9 protein-coding genes and 2 pseudogenes are annotated in these 16,712 nt (G+C 72.3%); 5 read left to right on the forward strand and 6 right to left on the reverse strand.

What is annotated here, in order from left to right:
• Positions 1–58 precede the first annotated feature (58 nt).
• The 3 genes from V4Y03_RS01655 to V4Y03_RS01665 all read right to left on the reverse strand — a co-directional run bounded on the left by V4Y03_RS01655 (position 59) and on the right by V4Y03_RS01665 (position 4,842).
• The gene (locus V4Y03_RS01655; protein WP_332433697.1) at positions 59–2,344 is read right to left on the reverse strand and encodes a serine/threonine-protein kinase; all 2,286 of its coding nucleotides are present in this window, start codon (positions 2,342–2,344) and stop codon (positions 59–61) included.
• A gap of 26 nt (positions 2,345–2,370) precedes the next feature.
• Positions 2,371–3,240, reverse strand: coding sequence for an oxygenase MpaB family protein (locus tag V4Y03_RS01660; RefSeq protein WP_332433699.1), 870 nt, complete (start codon positions 3,238–3,240; stop codon positions 2,371–2,373).
• A gap of 198 nt (positions 3,241–3,438) precedes the next feature.
• The gene (locus V4Y03_RS01665; protein ID WP_332433700.1) at positions 3,439–4,842 is read right to left on the reverse strand and encodes an NAD(P)-binding domain-containing protein; all 1,404 of its coding nucleotides are present in this window, start codon (positions 4,840–4,842) and stop codon (positions 3,439–3,441) included.
• A gap of 187 nt (positions 4,843–5,029) precedes the next feature.
• Between V4Y03_RS01665 and V4Y03_RS01670 the strand changes: the two genes are divergently transcribed.
• On the forward strand, positions 5,030–5,392 hold the full coding sequence (locus V4Y03_RS01670) for an ArsR/SmtB family transcription factor (RefSeq protein ID WP_332433702.1): 363 nt from the start codon (positions 5,030–5,032) through the stop codon (positions 5,390–5,392).
• A gap of 141 nt (positions 5,393–5,533) precedes the next feature.
• Here V4Y03_RS01670 and V4Y03_RS01675 read toward each other — a convergent pair whose 3' ends face one another.
• Both V4Y03_RS01675 and V4Y03_RS01680 read right to left on the reverse strand, forming a co-directional pair.
• Entirely contained in the window at positions 5,534–5,926 is a 393-nt protein-coding gene (locus tag V4Y03_RS01675) for an ArsR/SmtB family transcription factor (protein WP_443079856.1), read from the reverse strand.
• A 15-nt stretch (positions 5,927–5,941) separates the two neighbouring features.
• The gene (locus V4Y03_RS01680; protein ID WP_332433703.1) at positions 5,942–6,271 is read right to left on the reverse strand and encodes an ArsR/SmtB family transcription factor; all 330 of its coding nucleotides are present in this window, start codon (positions 6,269–6,271) and stop codon (positions 5,942–5,944) included.
• A 300-nt stretch (positions 6,272–6,571) separates the two neighbouring features.
• Here V4Y03_RS01680 and V4Y03_RS01685 point away from each other — a divergent pair, with 300 nt between their 5' ends.
• The 4 genes and pseudogenes from V4Y03_RS01685 (at position 6,572) to V4Y03_RS01700 (ending at position 16,253) form a co-directional block, all read left to right on the forward strand.
• Entirely contained in the window at positions 6,572–7,696 is a 1,125-nt protein-coding gene (locus V4Y03_RS01685) for a permease (RefSeq protein ID WP_332433704.1), read from the forward strand.
• A 120-nt stretch (positions 7,697–7,816) separates the two neighbouring features.
• Complete coding sequence (locus V4Y03_RS01690) at positions 7,817–8,332, forward strand: GNAT family N-acetyltransferase (protein ID WP_332433706.1); 516 nt, start codon at positions 7,817–7,819, stop codon at positions 8,330–8,332.
• 4 nt (positions 8,333–8,336) lie between these two features.
• A pseudogene (locus V4Y03_RS01695) lies at positions 8,337–8,621 on the forward strand (transposase family protein); the annotation flags it as partial.
• A 267-nt stretch (positions 8,622–8,888) separates the two neighbouring features.
• Positions 8,889–16,253 (forward strand): polymorphic toxin type 27 domain-containing protein, encoded by a 7,365-nt coding sequence (locus V4Y03_RS01700; RefSeq protein WP_332433707.1) that lies wholly within the window; start codon positions 8,889–8,891, stop codon positions 16,251–16,253.
• A 170-nt stretch (positions 16,254–16,423) separates the two neighbouring features.
• Here the strand turns inward: V4Y03_RS01700 and V4Y03_RS01705 are convergent.
• Positions 16,424–16,705, reverse strand: a pseudogene (locus V4Y03_RS01705) (transposase); the annotation flags it as partial.
• Positions 16,706–16,712 lie beyond the last annotated feature (7 nt).

A 16,712-nucleotide genomic window follows, 5' to 3' on the forward strand; every position in this document is an offset into this window, starting at 1 on the left:
CCGTTGGCCGGGAAGCCCCCTCGACTCAGGGGCCGCCGGACCGGGAAACCCCCCAGCCTCAGGGGTCGACCGACATGGCCGCCTTGAGATGGAGGGCGGCGGCCTCGGTCGGTCGGCCGAGGCGTTCCAGGCAGTGGGCCTCGTCGTCGAGGGCGGCGAGGGTGTCGGGGTGGGCGGGGCCGAGGACACGGGTGCGGGCCGCGCCGATCGCGCGGTACGCCTCCAGCGCCTCCTCCTCGCGGCCGTGCCGCCCGAGGGCGACGGCGGTCTCCCGGCGGCTCAGGAGGGTGTCCGGGTGGTCCGGCCCGAGGACCCGCGCCCGGTCGGCGTGGACGCCCTCGGACTCGGTGCGTGCCTCCGCCCAGCGGCCCAGCCGGCCGAGGTTGACGGCGAGGGCGTGGCGCGCGCGCAGGGTCTCGGGCCCGTCGGCGCCCTGGGCGCGGGTCCGGGCGGCGACGAGGTCCCGGCAGACGTCGAGGGCGTCCGCGGCCTGGCCGAGCCGTCCGAGGCAGACGCCGGTCTCGTAGCGGGCGGCGAGGGTGTCCGGGTGGTCGGGGCCCAGGGTCGCGGCGCGCGCGTCGGCCAGGGCGCGGTACTGAGCGAGCGCCTCCTGTCCGCGCCCGAGCCGCCCGAGGGTGTACGCCACCTCATGGAGGGTCAGGAGGGTGTCGGGGTGGTCCGCGCCGAGCAGCCGTGCCCGCGCCTCCGCGACCTCCTGGGCCGTACGGTGCGACTCCTCCAGGCGGCCGAGGCGGCCGAGCGTGAACGCCAGGTTGTGGCGGCAGCGCAGGGTGTCGGGGTGGTCGGGCCCGACGGTCCGCTCGCGGGCGGCGAGCACCGTGACGTACCCCTCGTACGCCTCGGGGTGACGGCCGAGCCGCCCGAGCGCGTACGCCCGCTCCTGCCGGGCGGCCAGCGTGTCCGGGTGGTCCTCGCCGAGGACGCGGGAGCGGGTCCCGGCGACGCGGTCGAAGACGCGCAGCGCGTCGGCTGGGCGGTCGAGCCGGGCGAGGGCGAAGCCGACCTCGTAGTGGCTGGCCAGGGTGTCGGGATGGTCCTCGCCGAGGGCGGCGGCACGGTGCTCCGCGACGGACCGGTGCACGGACTCGGCCTCGTCCCAGCGGCCGAGACGACCGAGGCCCATCCCCGCGCGGTAGCGGCCGGCGAGCACCGCGACCAGCTCGGCGGAGGGAGCGCCGGGGGCGGGGGTCCGGTCGGTCGCGGGGGCCGATGCGATTCCCGTGGAAAGGGCCGCCCCGGCCCCGGTGGTCACCCCGCTCCCCGCAGCCGGCGGGGTCGCGGTGGTCGACGGGGCCGCCGTGGTCCATTCCGTGGTGAGTACGGCCGCGGTCGGGTCGTGGGAGACCGGCCGGGTCACGGCCCCGGCGTCCGTGGGCCGATGTCCGCCGGTGATCCCCCGGGCCCACGCGGGCGCGGGTGGGGGCGCGTGGGGGCCGGGCCCGGGGACGACCAGGGGCGCGACGGGCGTCGTCGAGACGCGGCCGGACACGATCCGGCGGCGCAGGTCGCCCGCGTCCGCGGGCCGCTCCTCGGGCACCTTGGCGAGCAGGTCGACGACGATCCGGTCGAAGTAGTCGGGGAGTTCGGCTCGGTGGGCACGCGGCGGACTCGGCACCGTGTCCCGGTGCCCGATGAGGATCGCCCAGGAGTCGCCGAGGTCGAACGGCGGGGCGCCGGTGGCCAGCTCGTACAGCACGCACCCCAGCGAGTAGAGGTCGCTGCGGTGGTCGATCTCGCCGCCGCCGATCTGCTCGGGCGACATGTAGTGGGGCGTGCCCATGGCGATGCCCGTCCCGGTGAGCTTGGACGTGAACCCCATGTCGGTGCCGAGGCGGGCTATCCCGAAGTCGCAGATCTTCACCGTCCCGTCCCGGAGCCGCATGATGTTCGCGGGTTTCAGGTCGCGGTGCACGATGCCCTGGCGGTGGGTGTACGCGAGGGCGTCCGCGACCTGGTCGGCGATCTCGACGAGGTCGTGGACGGGCAGCGGGTGCTGGGCGTTGGCCGTGAGGAGCTGGCTGAGGTTGCGCCCTTCGAGCAGTTCCATGACGAGGAAGAGCACCCCGTCGTACTCGCCGAAGTCGTGGACCACGGTGATGCCCCGGTGCTGGAGCGCGGCGGCCACCCGGGCCTCGCGCCGGAACCGCTCGCGGACCACGGTGAGGACCTGGGGGTCCTGCTGCGGTCCGAGCGGTTTGAGGCACTTCACGGCGACACCCCGCCCGAGTGCCTCGTCGGTGGCGCGCCACACCTCGCCCATGCCGCCGCGGCCGATGACCTCGTGCAGGCGGTACCGGCCCTGAATGAGTCTGGACTCCCCCATCGTGTGCTGTCGCCCCCGTCGATCTCCTACGCCTTCCCCGGCTTCTCCAGTATGGACGCCTCCTCGGACAGTGGGTACGGGGCGGGGTACGCGTACGGGTCGGGCCTGGTGTCCGGGCCGAGCCGGTCCATGGCGCGGAGGATGTGCCGGGGCGGCAGCCGCCAGCGCAGCCGGGCGGGCACGCAGCGGAGGAGGTTGGCGGTGGCGACGAGCCGGTGGGTGACGACGTCCGGCGGCGGGGCGGGTTGGCCGTAGAGCGCGTGGGCGTACGGGGGCAGGGTGTCGTACGCGAGTGCCGTCACGCGCCGCCAGATCACCTCGCGCGCCGGTACGAGCGCGGGTTGGACGGGCGGGCGGCGCAGGAAGTCCTCGACGGTACGGGCGTCGGGGCCGGCGGCGAGCCGTGGGCGCACGGAGTCGAAGTAGGCGGCGAGTTCGGCGACGGACCCCGGAACGCCCGCCGGGTCGAGCCCGACCAGCCGGGCCGAGGTCCGGTGCTCGTCGATGTACCGGTCGGCCAGGGCATCGCTCAGCGGGATGCCGGAGCGCCGTGCGACGGCGAGGTAGGAGTCGGTCTCGGCGCAGTGCACCCAGAGGAGCAGTTCGGGATCGTCGACGCCGAGCCGCCGGTGGATCCCCCGCACCCGCGCGCCGGCCGCCTCCGCGGCTTCGGTGGTCCCGTAGCTGAGGGTCCCGACGAAGTTCGCGGTCCGCATGAGCCGGCCCCAGGGGTCCTGACGGAAACTGCTGTTGATCATGACTCCGCGCACGGCGACGGGATGCAGCGCCTGGAGCCAGAGGGCCCGCACGCCCGCGATCCACATGACGGGATCGCTGTGCAGCTGCCAGGTCACGGAACGGGGCCCGAAAAGCCCGGGATCGGCGTCCTGTCTCATGACGAATCCTCCCTCGCGGCGCCCAGGCTACGCCGGGAACCGCCCGGTCGGGAGGGTGACGGCGGCGAGGATCACCGCCACGGCCAGGGCGAGCCGGAACCGGCGCCGTCGTGGCGCCGGTGGACCGGACGCCGTCCGCGGTGATCTGCGGGTTCAGGACCGGGAAGGTTCCTCCAGCTGTGGGTGGGTGGGGCAGGGTCAGCAGCCGCCGGAGGCGGGCGGGGCTCCGGCACCGATCTGCAGCACGGTCGGGGGCGCGGCCGGGGGCGCGGCCGGGGGCGCGGCCGGGGTCGCGCAGCAACCGCCGCCGTCGGTCGTGGTGTCGGCGGGCTGGTCGAAGAGGCCGGCGCCGCCGCAGACCCCGGTCTCGGGGAGTACGAGCTCGACGCGCTCGGCGGACTCACGGTCACCGGCGATGGCGGCGACGACCGAGCGGACCTGCTCGTAGCCGGTGAGGGCGAGGAAGGACGGCGCGCGGCCGTAGGACTTCATCCCCACCACGTACACGCCCTCCTCCGGGTGCGCCAACTCCTTCACACCGTGCGGGTGGACGGTGCCGCAGGAGTGCTGGTTCGGGTCGATGAGCGGAGCGAGCTCGACGGGAGCCTGAAGGCGGTCGTCGAGCCCCAGACGCAGCTCGTCGAGGAAGGTCAGGTCGGGGCGGAAGCCGGTCAGGACGATGACCTCGTCGACCGGTTCGAGCCGACGGCCGTCCTCGGCGACCAGGACCAGGCGCTCGCCGTGGCGCTCGATCGCGTCCGTACGGAAGCCGGTGACGGCCTCCGCGTACCCCTGCTCGACCGCGGCCTTCGCCGCGAGTCCGAGGGCGCCACGCGCGGGAAGCTGGTCGGCGCTCCCCCCTCCGAAGGTGGCACCGGAGACGCCCCGGCGCAGGATCCAGGCGGTACGTGTACCGCTTCCGTCTTCGGACGTGCCGAGGGCGGCGAGCGAGGCGAGCGCGGTGAAGGCGGAGGCTCCGGAGCCGATGACGGCGGTGCGCTTGCCGGCATATCGGGCACGCTCGGTGTGGTCGTTGAGGTCGGGAACGCGGTAGGAGATCCGGTCGGCCGCCGCGCGCTCGCCGAGGGCCGGGAGTCCGTCGCCGCCGGCCGGGCTCGGGGTGGACCACGTACCGGAGGCATCGATCACGGCCCGGGCGAGGACGCGCTCCTCGCGTCCGTCGCCGTACCGGATGTGCACGGTGAAGGGCTGCCGCTCGCGGTCGGCGTCGACGACACGGTCGCGTCCGGTTCGGGAGACGCCGGTGACCCGGGCGTCGAGCCGGATCCTGTCGCCGAGGACGTCCGCGAGCGGCTGAAGGTAGTCGGCCGCCCAGTCGCCGCCGGTCGGGTACGAGTCCGCGTCGGGCTTCACCCATCCGGCAGGGGCCAGCAGCTTCTCGGCGACCGGGTCGACGAGCTCGCTCCAGGCGGAGAAGAGCCGCACGTGGGACCACTCCTGTACAGCTGCTCCCGCCCGGCCGCCGACCTCCAGGACCAAAGGCTCCAGGCCCCGGCCGACGAGGTGCGCGGCGGCGGCCAGTCCGACGGGCCCGGCTCCGACGACCACGACGGGCAGCTGGTCGGTGACGGTGACGTTCACGGATCTTCCCCTTTTGATTCGACGTTCGTCGATCTCTCGCACCTTCACCATCCCACCTGATTCGACAAGCGTCAACATAGACACTTATCGAATTCGAGAGCGACCGCAGGGGCCGCGCGCTCGGTGGGCGGGCATCGCGAGAGACGAGCCCCCGGACCCTTGGTTCGATGTGTGTCAACATAGATACATGTCGAACGCGAAGGTGCTCCCGGTGCTGGAGCCCGAGATAGCGCCCTGCTGTCCGCCGCTGAACGAGCGACCGCTGACCGCCGAGGAAGCCGAGCGGACCGCCACCATGTTCAAGGCGCTGGGCGATCCGGTCCGACTGCGGCTCTTCTCCTCCGTCGCCTCGCACGAGGGCGGCGAGGCATGCGTCTGCGACATCTCCGACGTGGGGGTTTCCCAGCCCACGGTCAGTCACCACTTGAAGAAGCTGAAGGAGGCCGGGCTGCTCTCCTCGGAGCGGCGCGGCACCTGGGTCTACTACCGCGTCGAGCCCGCGGTCCTCGCAGCCATGGGAGCACTTCTCACCAAGGCCGCCTCGGTCTGAACCCAGCCCGAAGACGACCGGGTCGTACGGGAGCACGGTCGAGTACGCCGACAGACCGAGATCGGGGCGCACGGCTCGTTGCCCACGGGGTGCCGTGGCGTTCCCCGCGGTCGTCGCGGTCCATCAGGCCGGCACGGGATGTCAGGAGACCTGAGCCGTCAGCGGCGCTTCTCCCCGGCCGACCTTCTCGTTGCCGGCGAGAAAGGCGCCCAGCGAGGCCAGAATTCCGGGCGCCGGACGGTAGTACACCCAGGTGCCGCGCCGCTCGGAGGTGAGCAGGCCCGCCTCCCGGAGCTTCTTCAAGTGGTGACTGACCGTGGGCTGGGAAACCCCCACGTCGGCTATGTCGCAGACGCACGCCTCACCACTGGGGTGTGAGGCCACCCTGGACAGGAGGCGGAGCCGTACCGGATCGGCCAGCGCCTTGAACATCGCCGCCATGATCTCGGCGTCTCGTTCGGACAGCGCGGCGGCCGCGATGGGCGGACAGCAGGCGCCGGCCGGTGCGCCGGCTGCGCGAGGGGTCGACTCGATCAAGGGGGCCGGACCTCAGACGGAGGCCGCGGGGCGACCCATGACGGCGTCGGCGGCGCTGGGGAAGCAGGCCACGCAGGCGACGTTGATGGAGTAGAGCATCGACGTTCCCCGGCGCTCACGCCGGACGAACCGCACGCCGGCGAGCAGCTTCAGGTGGTGGGACACCGTCGACTGTCCGACGCCCACGCGTTCCACGATCTCTCCGACACTCATGGGCCCGGTCGCCAGCGCGAGGAGGTTGAGGATCTGCACGCGGGTGCGATCGGAGAGAGCCTTGAACCAGGTGGCGTAGGACTCGGCCACGCTTCGGTCGATCAGCTGGGCATTCATCACACTACTCATGATTCATCGATGCTATTCGATGACTACCCACGACGACAAGGCTCACCCCGTACGGAGAAGCACTCCGAGAGGCCTCCCTCAATCCACCTATAAGCGCGGCTACTCAAAGGCTACAGCGCGACCGGCAGGACGCGGCCCCCCGGCCTCGAAGCCCATTGCCGGACCCCTTATTGATCGTCTATCATCGATATTCGATAAAGGGGATGCCGATCGAGCCTCCCCACGCGGCTCGCCACGCCCCCGTACGTCCCTTTTCGGCGCCGCTCCCCTCATGTGTCACCGTCTCAGAGAGGTTCACCTGTGGACGAACTGCGGGCCCTTGGCCTGTTCATCCTGTTCGAGGTGCTGCACTATCTCCCGTGGTTCCTGGTCGCCATCGTCCTGGGGATCGCCGTACAGCGTCTGTCGATCGACGTGGTCGCGCGCCGCAGCTTCGCCCACGGACGCAGGGGCATCCTCGGCATCGCCATCGTCACGGCCATCGGAGCGTTCAGCCCCTTCTGCTCCTTCACCGTGATCCCGCTCATCCGCCGCTTCCTGATAGCCGGCGTCCCGCTCTCGGCGGTCATGTCGTTCTGGATCGCCTCCCCCTCCATGGACCCGGAGATCTACGCGCTCTCCGCCGCCCAGCTCGGGCTCCCGATAACAACGGCCCGCCTCGTCGGCGCCCTGGTTCTGAGCTTCGGCGCGGGCCTCATCGTCCTGGCGCTCGAACGTCGCGGGCGGTTCGCCGATCCGCTGCTCGACTCCGCCGAGGAGAAGACGCCCGCGAAATCCTGCTCCCAAGAAACGGTGGCCGCTCCCGAGTCGGCGTGCTCCACGGCGAAGGCGACCGTCCCGCAGCCCGTTTCCGTCGGTGGCGGCGGGGCCGGGAGCGGTGGTACGTCCGAGGGCGGCTGCGGGGGCGCCGCTCAGGAGTCCGCACCCGAGGCCGGTGGCTGCTCCACCGCGGCGCGGAACGACGCGGACGACGACGGCACTCCGTGGCGTGTGCTCGTTCGGCGTGACATCAGGAATCTCCGCGCCGGCGAGATCCTCAAGGAGATCGTCAGCGACTCGCTGATCCTGGGCAAGTGGCTGCTGCTCGCCATCGTCCTCGAAGCCCTGATCGTCCGATACGTGCCCACCGATGTCGTCTCGGGCATCCTCGGCACGGACGGCTTCCTTTCCGTCCTGGTCGCCGGGCTCATCAGCGTCCCGCTGTACCTCAACGGCGTCGGTGCCATCCCGGTCGTCGAGGGCCTTCTGGACCAGGGCATGGTCGCTGCCGCCGGTGTCACCTTCCTCCTCGGCGGCGCCATCACGACGATCCCGGCGATGGTGGCCGTCAAGAGCGTGGTCAAGGCGAAGGTCTTCGTCTTCTACCTCGCTGTCGGTCTCCTCGGTAGCGTGGGCATCGGCCTCGTCACGCTGCCTCTGCTCTGACCCGGAAGCTCCCCCACACCCCCCACCCACGCTCCTGTGGCGGCCCGTGCCGCCACAGGAGCGTCGCCGTACCCGGCCCCGTGCGCGCCTACCGGGAGCGCACCTCGGAAAGGAGCAAGCATGGCCACACCACCCCCGCACACCGGATTCGTCCTCGTCCCCATGGCCGACGACCACGCCCCCTCCGTCATGGCGATCTACCAGCAGGGCATCGACGAGGGAAACGCCACGTTCGAGACCGCCGCCCCGCCGTGGAGCGCCTTCGACACCGCCAAACTGCCGGCGCACCGGCTCGTGGCGCTCGACGGGCGACAGCGGGTCGTCGGCTGGACGGCGGTGTCCCGCGTCTCGGCCCGCCCTGCCTACCTGGGGGTCGTCGAGCACTCCGTGTACGTCTGTCCCACGGCGCGCGGAGCGGGCGTGGGACGGGCGCTCCTGGAAGCCTTGATCGGCTCCACGGAGAAGGCGGGTATCTGGACCATCCAGGCGGGCATCTTCCCGGAGAACTCGGCGAGCCTCGCCCTGCACGAATCCGTGGGGTTCCGCGTTCTGGGCCGCCGGGAGCGCGTGGCCCGCCACCACGGCGTCTGGCGCGACGTCGTGCTCGTGGAACGCCGTAGTCCGGTGGTCGAATGACCGCGTGAACGTGCAGGTCGTGGCCGATCCGTCGGGCGAGCCGCTGTGGATCTCGCCCGCGCTGCCCGGCCGTACCCATGAAGTGATCGCGGCCCGCATCCACCGCATCATCCGGATCTGCGAACGTCAGGGCGTTCTCGTCCTCGCCGACCGCGCCTACATCGGGGCCGGTGCCTGGGTGACCACACCGGTCAGACGCATTCCTCGCCGGGACCACACCACGACCCCATACGGACGTCGCGTACCTCAGCCCCTGCGGCGGCAAAGAGATGATCAAGGATTCGCTCGCTTTGTCCGTCAGTGAGGTCTAGTGCAGCGTTCGCGGAGTTTTTTTGATCTTCACGCGCGGAACCTGACGTGGCATCGTCGCGGCGTAAGCGGCAGCCGCGTCTCGTGGGGGGAGGGGCCGAGCACGCAGGCATTGTCCTGCCCCGATGCTCCATGGCGGCCCGTGACCCTCATAGCCGATGCTGCCGAACAGTCGTAGAGATCGGCAGACATAGAAGTGCCATGGGTTCGAGGCGTCGGCAGACGCAGACATCGCTTCAGAAGCCTGGTGGCCCGAACCACCAGCGCCACAGCCCTCCTCACCGCCTCGGCCGTACTGACCGGCCTGGTCCAGGCCGTACCGGCAGCGGCCGACACGGTGCCGGAGGAGGACACCGGCTGGATGCGCAGCAGCGTCGGCTACCAACGGCGGGTCGATCGCTGTCTGGCCGGGGAGGCGCTGCACTACGGCGGTCCGCTGCAGAAGGCACGCGCCATCCAGGGGTTGACCGGCACGCAGGAGGAGCTCCGCGCGACCGTCATCAGCGCGGACACGATCGGGTACGGGCCGCTCGGCCAGGCTTTCGGCGAGGACGGCCGCGCCGCCCAGGCGTACAGCGACATGGTCGTGGGCCGGGGCCTCGCGCTGCAGAGCGCCAATGACCCCTACGTCCGGTCGGCGTGGGAGAGCGACGCCATGGAGTGGCACGTGCCGGCGTTCGGCGCCGACGTCACGCGCTTCACCCTCGAGACCCAGGCCAGGATGTCGAATCTGGGCTCGGACGAGCACAGCGTCGCCAGCCCCGAGGCGATAGCCAAGGCCAAGGAGGTGGCCAAGGAGAACGAGGGCAAGGACGCCTTCCACGACATGACGTCGGGCTGGATGCTCTCGGACGACCAGATCAACGTCAGGGGCTACGCGTACGGGACGACCGCCACCGACGTCGCCGCCTACCTGAAGCGCGGCGGATTCCCGGCCCTGGCCCCCCTCAAGGACTCCGCCGAATACCGCGTCGAGGTCGAGGACCAGAAGCAGGCCTGGTCCGCCTGTGACAGCCAGAACCCGTTCGACCCGCGCCGCGTGCTCAACGAGCCCGTGATGACCGCCATGGTGGAGTGGGAGCTGGAGTACGCCGGCCAGTCCGGCCAGCGCGCGAAGATCATGCACGCGGACGCGGATGCCGCTGCGGCGACCCGCGAGGCCACCGACGACATGATCGAGGCGATCGGCCAGGCATGGGCGGTCGACCAGATCCTGACCTGGCGCAAGTACTGGACGGACAAGCTCGCCCGGGACCCGAACACGATCTTCGAGAAGCCCGACCAGGCCTTCTACGACAAGGCCGACGCCGACCTCGCGCGCTACCGGTCGAACATCGCCGCCCTCGTCACGTCGGCACAGGCCCACGCGGGCACGGCGGCCACGGCCGCGCAGACGGCCGTGACCGCGCAGCAGGAGGCCTGGGCCGTCGCTGACACGACCCATGTGCCGCGTGGCCGCGGTCTGATGTACGCCCAGCAGTCGGTGCAGGTCGCCCGCGCTTCCGCGGCCGCCGCCACGGCCGCCGCGAAGGCGACCGAGACCGCGCTCGCCGCGGCCAACGCGTCCGTCGCCACCAGTGACGCGCTGCTCGCCAAGGCACAGACCGAGTCGCACGCGGTCGGCGCCGAGTTCCGGCGGGTGGCGGCTCAGGAGGCCGCCGCGCAGGCGAAGGCCGCCGCGGACAGCGCCGAGGCCAACGCCACGGCCGCCGCCGAGAGCGCGCGGACCGCGAAGGCCGCCCGTACGACGGCCGAGCAGAAGCGCGACAAGGCCGCCACCGCCGCCTCTTCGGCCGCCACCGAGCGGGCCAAGGCCCAGACGGAGCAGGCCACGGCCGTCGCCGCGCGGGCGAAGGCCGCGACCGAGCGTGCCAAGGCGCGGGAGGCCGAGGAGCGGGCCGCGGCCGAGCAGGCCTCGGCCAAGAGCGCCGACACGGCCGCTGGGACCGCCGCCACCGAGGCGGCGACGAAGCGGAAGCTCGCGAGCGAGAAGGCGAAGGCCGCCCAGGTCGATCGGGAGAGGGCCGTCGCCGCGGCGCAGGCGAAGCAGGCCACAGCGGCCCGTGCGGCGGCGCTGGAGGCCGCTGCCGCGGCTGCCGAGGGCACGGCAGCCGCCGCGGAGACCCGTGCGGCCGCGACCGCGGCCCGTACGGCAGCCACCGAGGCCGCACAGGCCGCCACCGCCGCGCAGACCGCCGCCGACCAGGCCACCGCCGCCGCCGTCAGCGCCCGTTCAGCCGCCACCACCGCGGAGGGCGCGGCCAAGCGGGCCGAGGCCGCCGCGAGCAAGGCGTGGTCGGCGTACTACGCCTCCATCAGCGCGGCGTCCACCGCGTGTGCGGCGGCCGCCACCGCGCTCGACGCGTCCCAGGACGCGGCGATCCGTGCGGGCAACGCCGCCACGGCGTCGAAGAACGCCGACGAGCTCGCCAAGAGGGCCCAGCAGGAAGCCGCCGCCGCCGAGAGCGACGCCACGGAAGCGGTGAAGTCGGCGGGCGTCGTGGTGGGCCGTGCCCATGCGGCCGGCCAGGCGGCACTCGCTGCCCGAGACGCCGCCACGAGCGCGGTCGCCGCCGCCGACGAGGTCCTCGCCATCGGTTCCCCGTACAAGGAGAAGGACTCCTCGGCGGCGTTCGCGATGCTGGTCGGCCAGTCGTCGAGGACGATCGCGGAGCAGCAGGCCACCGCGGCCGAGGCCAAGGCCACCGAGGCGGCCAAGGCCGCGGAGTCCGCACAGCGGACCGCCGCCCAAGCGACGGGCGACGCGAAGCTCGCCGCCGAGGCCGCCGCCGCGGCGGCGACCGATTCGGTGCGCGCGGTCGAGGCCGTGACGCGCGCCCAGGCATCCGCGGCCGAGGCCTCCGAGGCGCGGAAGGGCGCCACCGCCGCCTCCGAAGCCGCCGCGGGCCACGCCGAACAGGCAGGGGCCGACGCGGTGAGCGCCGGCCTCATCGCGAACGCGACGAGCAGCACCGCCGCCGAAGCAGACCGTGAGGCCACGGACGCCGAGCGGCACGCGGCCGAGGCGGACGAGAAGTCCGGGCGGGCGGGCGAGGCCGCCGAGGAGGCCGCGAACAAGGCGGCCGGGTCCGAACGGGCGGCCCAGGACGCCGAGTCGAAGGCATCCGACGCCACCGGCGACAGCACGGCCGCCGAAGAAGCCGCCGCACAGGCGGAACAGGCGCAGCGGACGCGGAACGAGGCGGCACACAAGGAAGCGCTCGCCGAGGGCATCACGCCCATCAAGGGCGGCGCCTCCAACTGGCCGGTGCTCGGGCAGCGCGAGGAGCAGATCCTCCTCGACGCCTGCGGCCAGACCTGTGTCGACGACTACCGGAAGGGCCTCGCGGCCGTTTCCGTGAACGTCGTCGAGTGGGCGACCGTCAACGGCGGGCAGATCCTCTTCGAGCAGCTCGACCCCGTCAAGGTGAAGGAGTGCCTGCCGGCCTCGGGCATCGAGCAGTGCCTCTGGTCGCTGGTGGACGTACCGTCGTCCTCCGTGATCGTGGGCCGTATCCCCGCGCTCGCGCAGGCGATCGAGAAGGTCTCCGACGGCATGCGGACGATCTTCCGCGACGCCGACAACGCGCTGCGCCGGCTCAACGAGCTGACGGCCGTCATCCGTGACGTCCGCAGCACCCCGCGTCTCAACCGGTGCCTCGTGGGTGTCGCCCTGCACGCGGGCGGCGCGAACATGAAGGCCAGGGCCATCGAAGCCCTGACCGGTACGAACGACGACCTGCAGGCGGTCGTCGGCGATGTCGACTGGATCGGGTTCTTCCCCTTGGGGCAGGCCTACGACCAGGACCGGCGGGCCGGTTACGCCTACCGGGACGCCTTCGCGGCACGTGAGGCCCTTCTGGAGGACGCCAACCGGCCGTACGCGATGAGCTCGTTCGACGACGGGATCACGCTGCACGCACCGCGGTTCGGCGCCGATGTCCTTGAGTTCACGCTCTCCACTCAGCCGAGGGTCTCCGCACAGCTCGGCTGGGACGGTCACACCAACGCGAGCCCCGAGGCGGTCGCCAGGGCCCGGGAGATCACCGAGCAGAACCGCGGCAAGGACCCCTGGCGCGACTTCGCCGCGGACTTCATGCTGCTGGATTCCAGTGTGACCAGGACCCAGCACGCGGGCGGCACCACAGCCAGCACCGTCGCGTCCTACCTGCGGCACGGTGGCTTCCTCGACAAGAAACCCGTCGAGGGGACGCCTGAATTCCGTGTCGAGGTGGAGGACCTCAAGCAGGCGTGGTCCGCGTGTGACCACGCGGACCCGGTCGACCCGCGCAACGCCCTGAGCGAGGCCGTCTCCCAGGCCTCGGCCGAGTGGGAGGCGGAGTACGCGGGCCAGGCCGCGTCGCGCGCCGTCATCATGCGGGCGGAGGCCGACGCCGCCGCCGCGACCCGGTCCGCCACCGATGCCATGGTCGAGGCCATCGGCCAGGCCTGGTTCGCCGACCAGATCCTGCGCTGGCAGAAGTACTGGCACGATCAGCTGGAGGCCGATCCGGACAACATCTTCAAGCCGGAGCAGGCTCTCTTCGACAAGGCGAAGACGGACCTGGCGAAGGCCCGGGGCAAGGTCCAGGCGCTGGTCACGGCCGCCAAGGAGCAGGCCACCGCTGCCAACGCCGCCGCGCAGCGCGCGGTGTCGGCCCAGCAGCAGGCCTGGACGATCGCGGACGCGGCCCAGGTGCCGCGCGGCCGGGGTCTGATGTACGCCCAGCAGTCGGTGCAGGTCGCCCGTGCTTCGGGTGCCGCCGCGACGGCCGCTTCCAAGGCGACCGAGACGGCGCTGAACGCGGCGAACGCGACCGTGTCGACGTCGGAGGCGCTGCTCGCCCTGGCGCAGACCGAGACGCACGCGGTGAACACCGAGTTCCGCCGTATCGCCGCTCAGGAGGCCGCCGCGCAGGCGAAGGCCGCCGCGGACAGCGCCGACGCCTACGCGGCCTCGGCGGCGGCGAACGCCGCCACCGCGAAGAAGGCCAAGGAGACGGCCCTCGCGGAGGAGCAGGAGGCGAAGAAGGCGGCGGCCGACGCGCATGCGTCGCGTGCTGTCGCCGAGCTGGAGCGCGCCAACGCGGCGGCCTACCGGGCCACCGCGGAGCGCGAGCGGGACAAGGCGGCGGGTCATGAGGCCGACGCCGTCGCGCAGGGCCGGATCGCGAGTGAGGCCCGTACCTCGGCCGAGGCGGCGGGATCCACGGCCGCCTCCAAGCGGGCCGTCGCCGAGCAGTCGGAGCGCGACGCGGTCGCCGCCCGCGACAAGGCCCTGGAGGCCGAGCAGCGGCGGGACTCGCTGAACGCGAAGGCGGCGGCCCTGGAGGCCGACGCCGCGGCCGACGAGGGTACGGACGCGGCCGTCGCGTCCCGTGCCGCGGCGACCACCGCCCGTTCCGCCGCGAACGAGGCGACCACGGCGGCCACCAACGCGCGCGCGTCGGCGAACGCGGCCACGGCCGCCGCCACCAACGCCCGTGAGGCGGCCACCAAGGCGCAGGGCTCCGCGTCCCGCGCCAAGGCGGCGGCCGACAGCGCCTGGGCGTCGTACTGGATCGCGGCCGGTTCGGCCGCAGCGGCCCACGCGGCGGCGGCCGAGGCGATCGACGCCTCGCAGGCGGCGGCGGCCGACGCGAAGGGTGCCAAGGAGCAGTCGGAGAAGGCGACCGCGGCGGCCAAGGTCGCCAAGACGGAGGCGGCAGCCGCCCGTTCCGAGGCGACGCAGACCGCCGCCTGGGCGGCGACCACCGCGGGCAAGGCGCTCGCGGCCGTACGGTCCTCCCTCGCGGCCCGTGACTCCGCCGCCGCGGTGACCAAGCCGGCGAACGAGGCGATCTCGCTCGGCGGCCCGTACCAGGAGGTCGACAGCTCCGCCGCGTTCGCGGTGCTCACCGGCCAGCAGTCACTGACGATCGCACAGCAGCAGGCCGCCGCAGCGGCAGCCACCGCGAACCAGGCCGAAGGGTTCTCCGCCGAAGCGAAGGCCTTGGCCGAACAGGCCGCCGCGGACATGAAGCTCGCCGCGCAGTCCTCCGCCGCCGCCGCTGCCGACGCGTCCCGCGCGGCCAAGGCGTACCTGCGGGCCCAGGAGTCGGCCGCCCAGGCGACGAAGGAGGCCCAGGAGGCCCAGGCGGCGGCGGGCCGTGCCGACGGCTACGCGATGGCGGCCGGCACGGCCGCCCTCAAGGCATCGTCGGCCGCGTCGGACGCCGAGGCGGACGCCAACGCGGCGGACGCGGCGGCGACCGAGGCGGAGAAGGACGCCGCCAACGCCCGCACCGTGGCCACCAAGGCCGAGAAGGACGCCGCCGGCGCCCGTGCCACCGCCACCCAGGCGGAGACGGACGCGACGGCAGCCGAAACGGCCGCCGCCGGCGCCAGGGAAGCGGCGGAGGAGGCCCAGGCCGCCGCCGACCGCACCGAGACAACTGGCAACAACGAGCAGATCTCGCAGGGTGTCACCACCGGCATCGGCGGCGTGTGGGCGGTCCTCGACCACATCGAGTACATCGGTGAGCCGAAGAACGTCGTCAAGAACAACTGCAACCCGATCATCCACATCGGGGACTGCAAGATCACGGCCGACATCACCTACAAGTCGCACGTCGACCTGTACATGTGTGGGGCCCTGCCGGACAGCTACGTGGCCACCTGCCCGCAGGCGGACACGGTCTACCTCGGCCCCGAGGTGTCGGATCCCAAGACGGAGCGGCTCACCATCACGCTGTCGATGGTCGAGTTCAACTCGGGCATCGACCCGGTCGACATCCTGCTCGGCGACTTCATCGGCTGCGCCAAGCTGATCACCCCGGGTGTGTCGGGCGGCAGCTGGGGCGACTGCGCCTGGGCGGCCAGCTGGTTCGTCGCGGGCCCGCTCTTCAGGGCGGGCAAGGCCGCGGTGACCGCGCTCGACGCTGCCATGAGGACGGGCATCGGGTTCATGGACGCCTTCAAGGCGCTCCGCACCGTCGGCCTGACCGAGGCCGCCGTCCAGGGCATCATCAGCCGGATCTTCCGGAAGGTCGGCGAGGCGTGCGAGCTCGCGGACACCGCGCCCCTCAAGCTCGCGGCGTTCTCCACCGCGTCGGCCGACGAAGACGTCGTCAAGAAATGCCAGGAGGTCCTCAAGGACATAGCCAAGGACGGCGATCACGTCGTCCTCGGAGTCAACCCCTACTCCGACGAACTGGCCAAGTCCATCGGCGGCGCCGCGGACACATTCAACAACAAGGTGTTCGGCACCGAAATGCCGGCCAGCATGGGGATGGGGACTCGTGCCCTGTGGACGGTGGGAGTGGAGCGAGCAGTGGTCAATCCCAACGTGAAGATCTCGGTGTCTCTGGACGGTGTCGCGGGCGCCAAGGACGCCGACGAGGCGCTGAACCTGCTTCTGCAGCGAGGGGAAGGGATAACGCCCGGCGACTGGGACGCGATTCAGAAGGGTGGCTTCGGAACGGCATGGGAGATGACCAGACTCCGCGCGGCCACCCGGATGGAGTACCGCACCTGGGACTCCATCGAGTGGTGGATGACCAACGCGGAGGGCGAGGTCGTGCGCGTCTACCCGAAGCGCTTCACGTACGCCAACGGAACGCCGGTCGACTGATGGGGAGATGCCGGAGATGAAGCCCGGCGGAATCGGGACACGTCAGCTGACCGTCTGCCGCCTGAGTGAATGAGGAAGGGGGCCTTCCTGGTGCACCGCGCACCGGGAAGGCCCCCTTCTTTCCGTGTACGGTCCTTCGCCCGTCGGCTCAGAGCCGGCCTCGACCACCGCCTTGGTTTGATGCCGCGCCTCCACACAAGACCGCGGTACTTGTCGAAGTCGTCACCGCGGTCGGCGTACAGACGCCGGGGCTTGCGGCGGGGGCGGCCGCGCAGGCCCCGGATCGGCGGGATGGCGTCCGACAACGGGAGAAGCTGCGTGACGTCGTGACGGTTGCCGCCGGTGACCGTGACGACGAGCGGGGTGCCATGGCGGTCGACGATCAGACGGTGCGAGCCGTGGATCTCCGGCACACCCACGTGATGGGGTCGCCGTTCGGGCGGGGCGGGCCCGGGCTTT

Origin of the sequence: Streptomyces sp. P9-A4 (assembly GCF_036634195.1) — a bacterium.
Classification (GTDB): Bacteria; Actinomycetota; Actinomycetes; order Streptomycetales; family Streptomycetaceae; genus Streptomyces.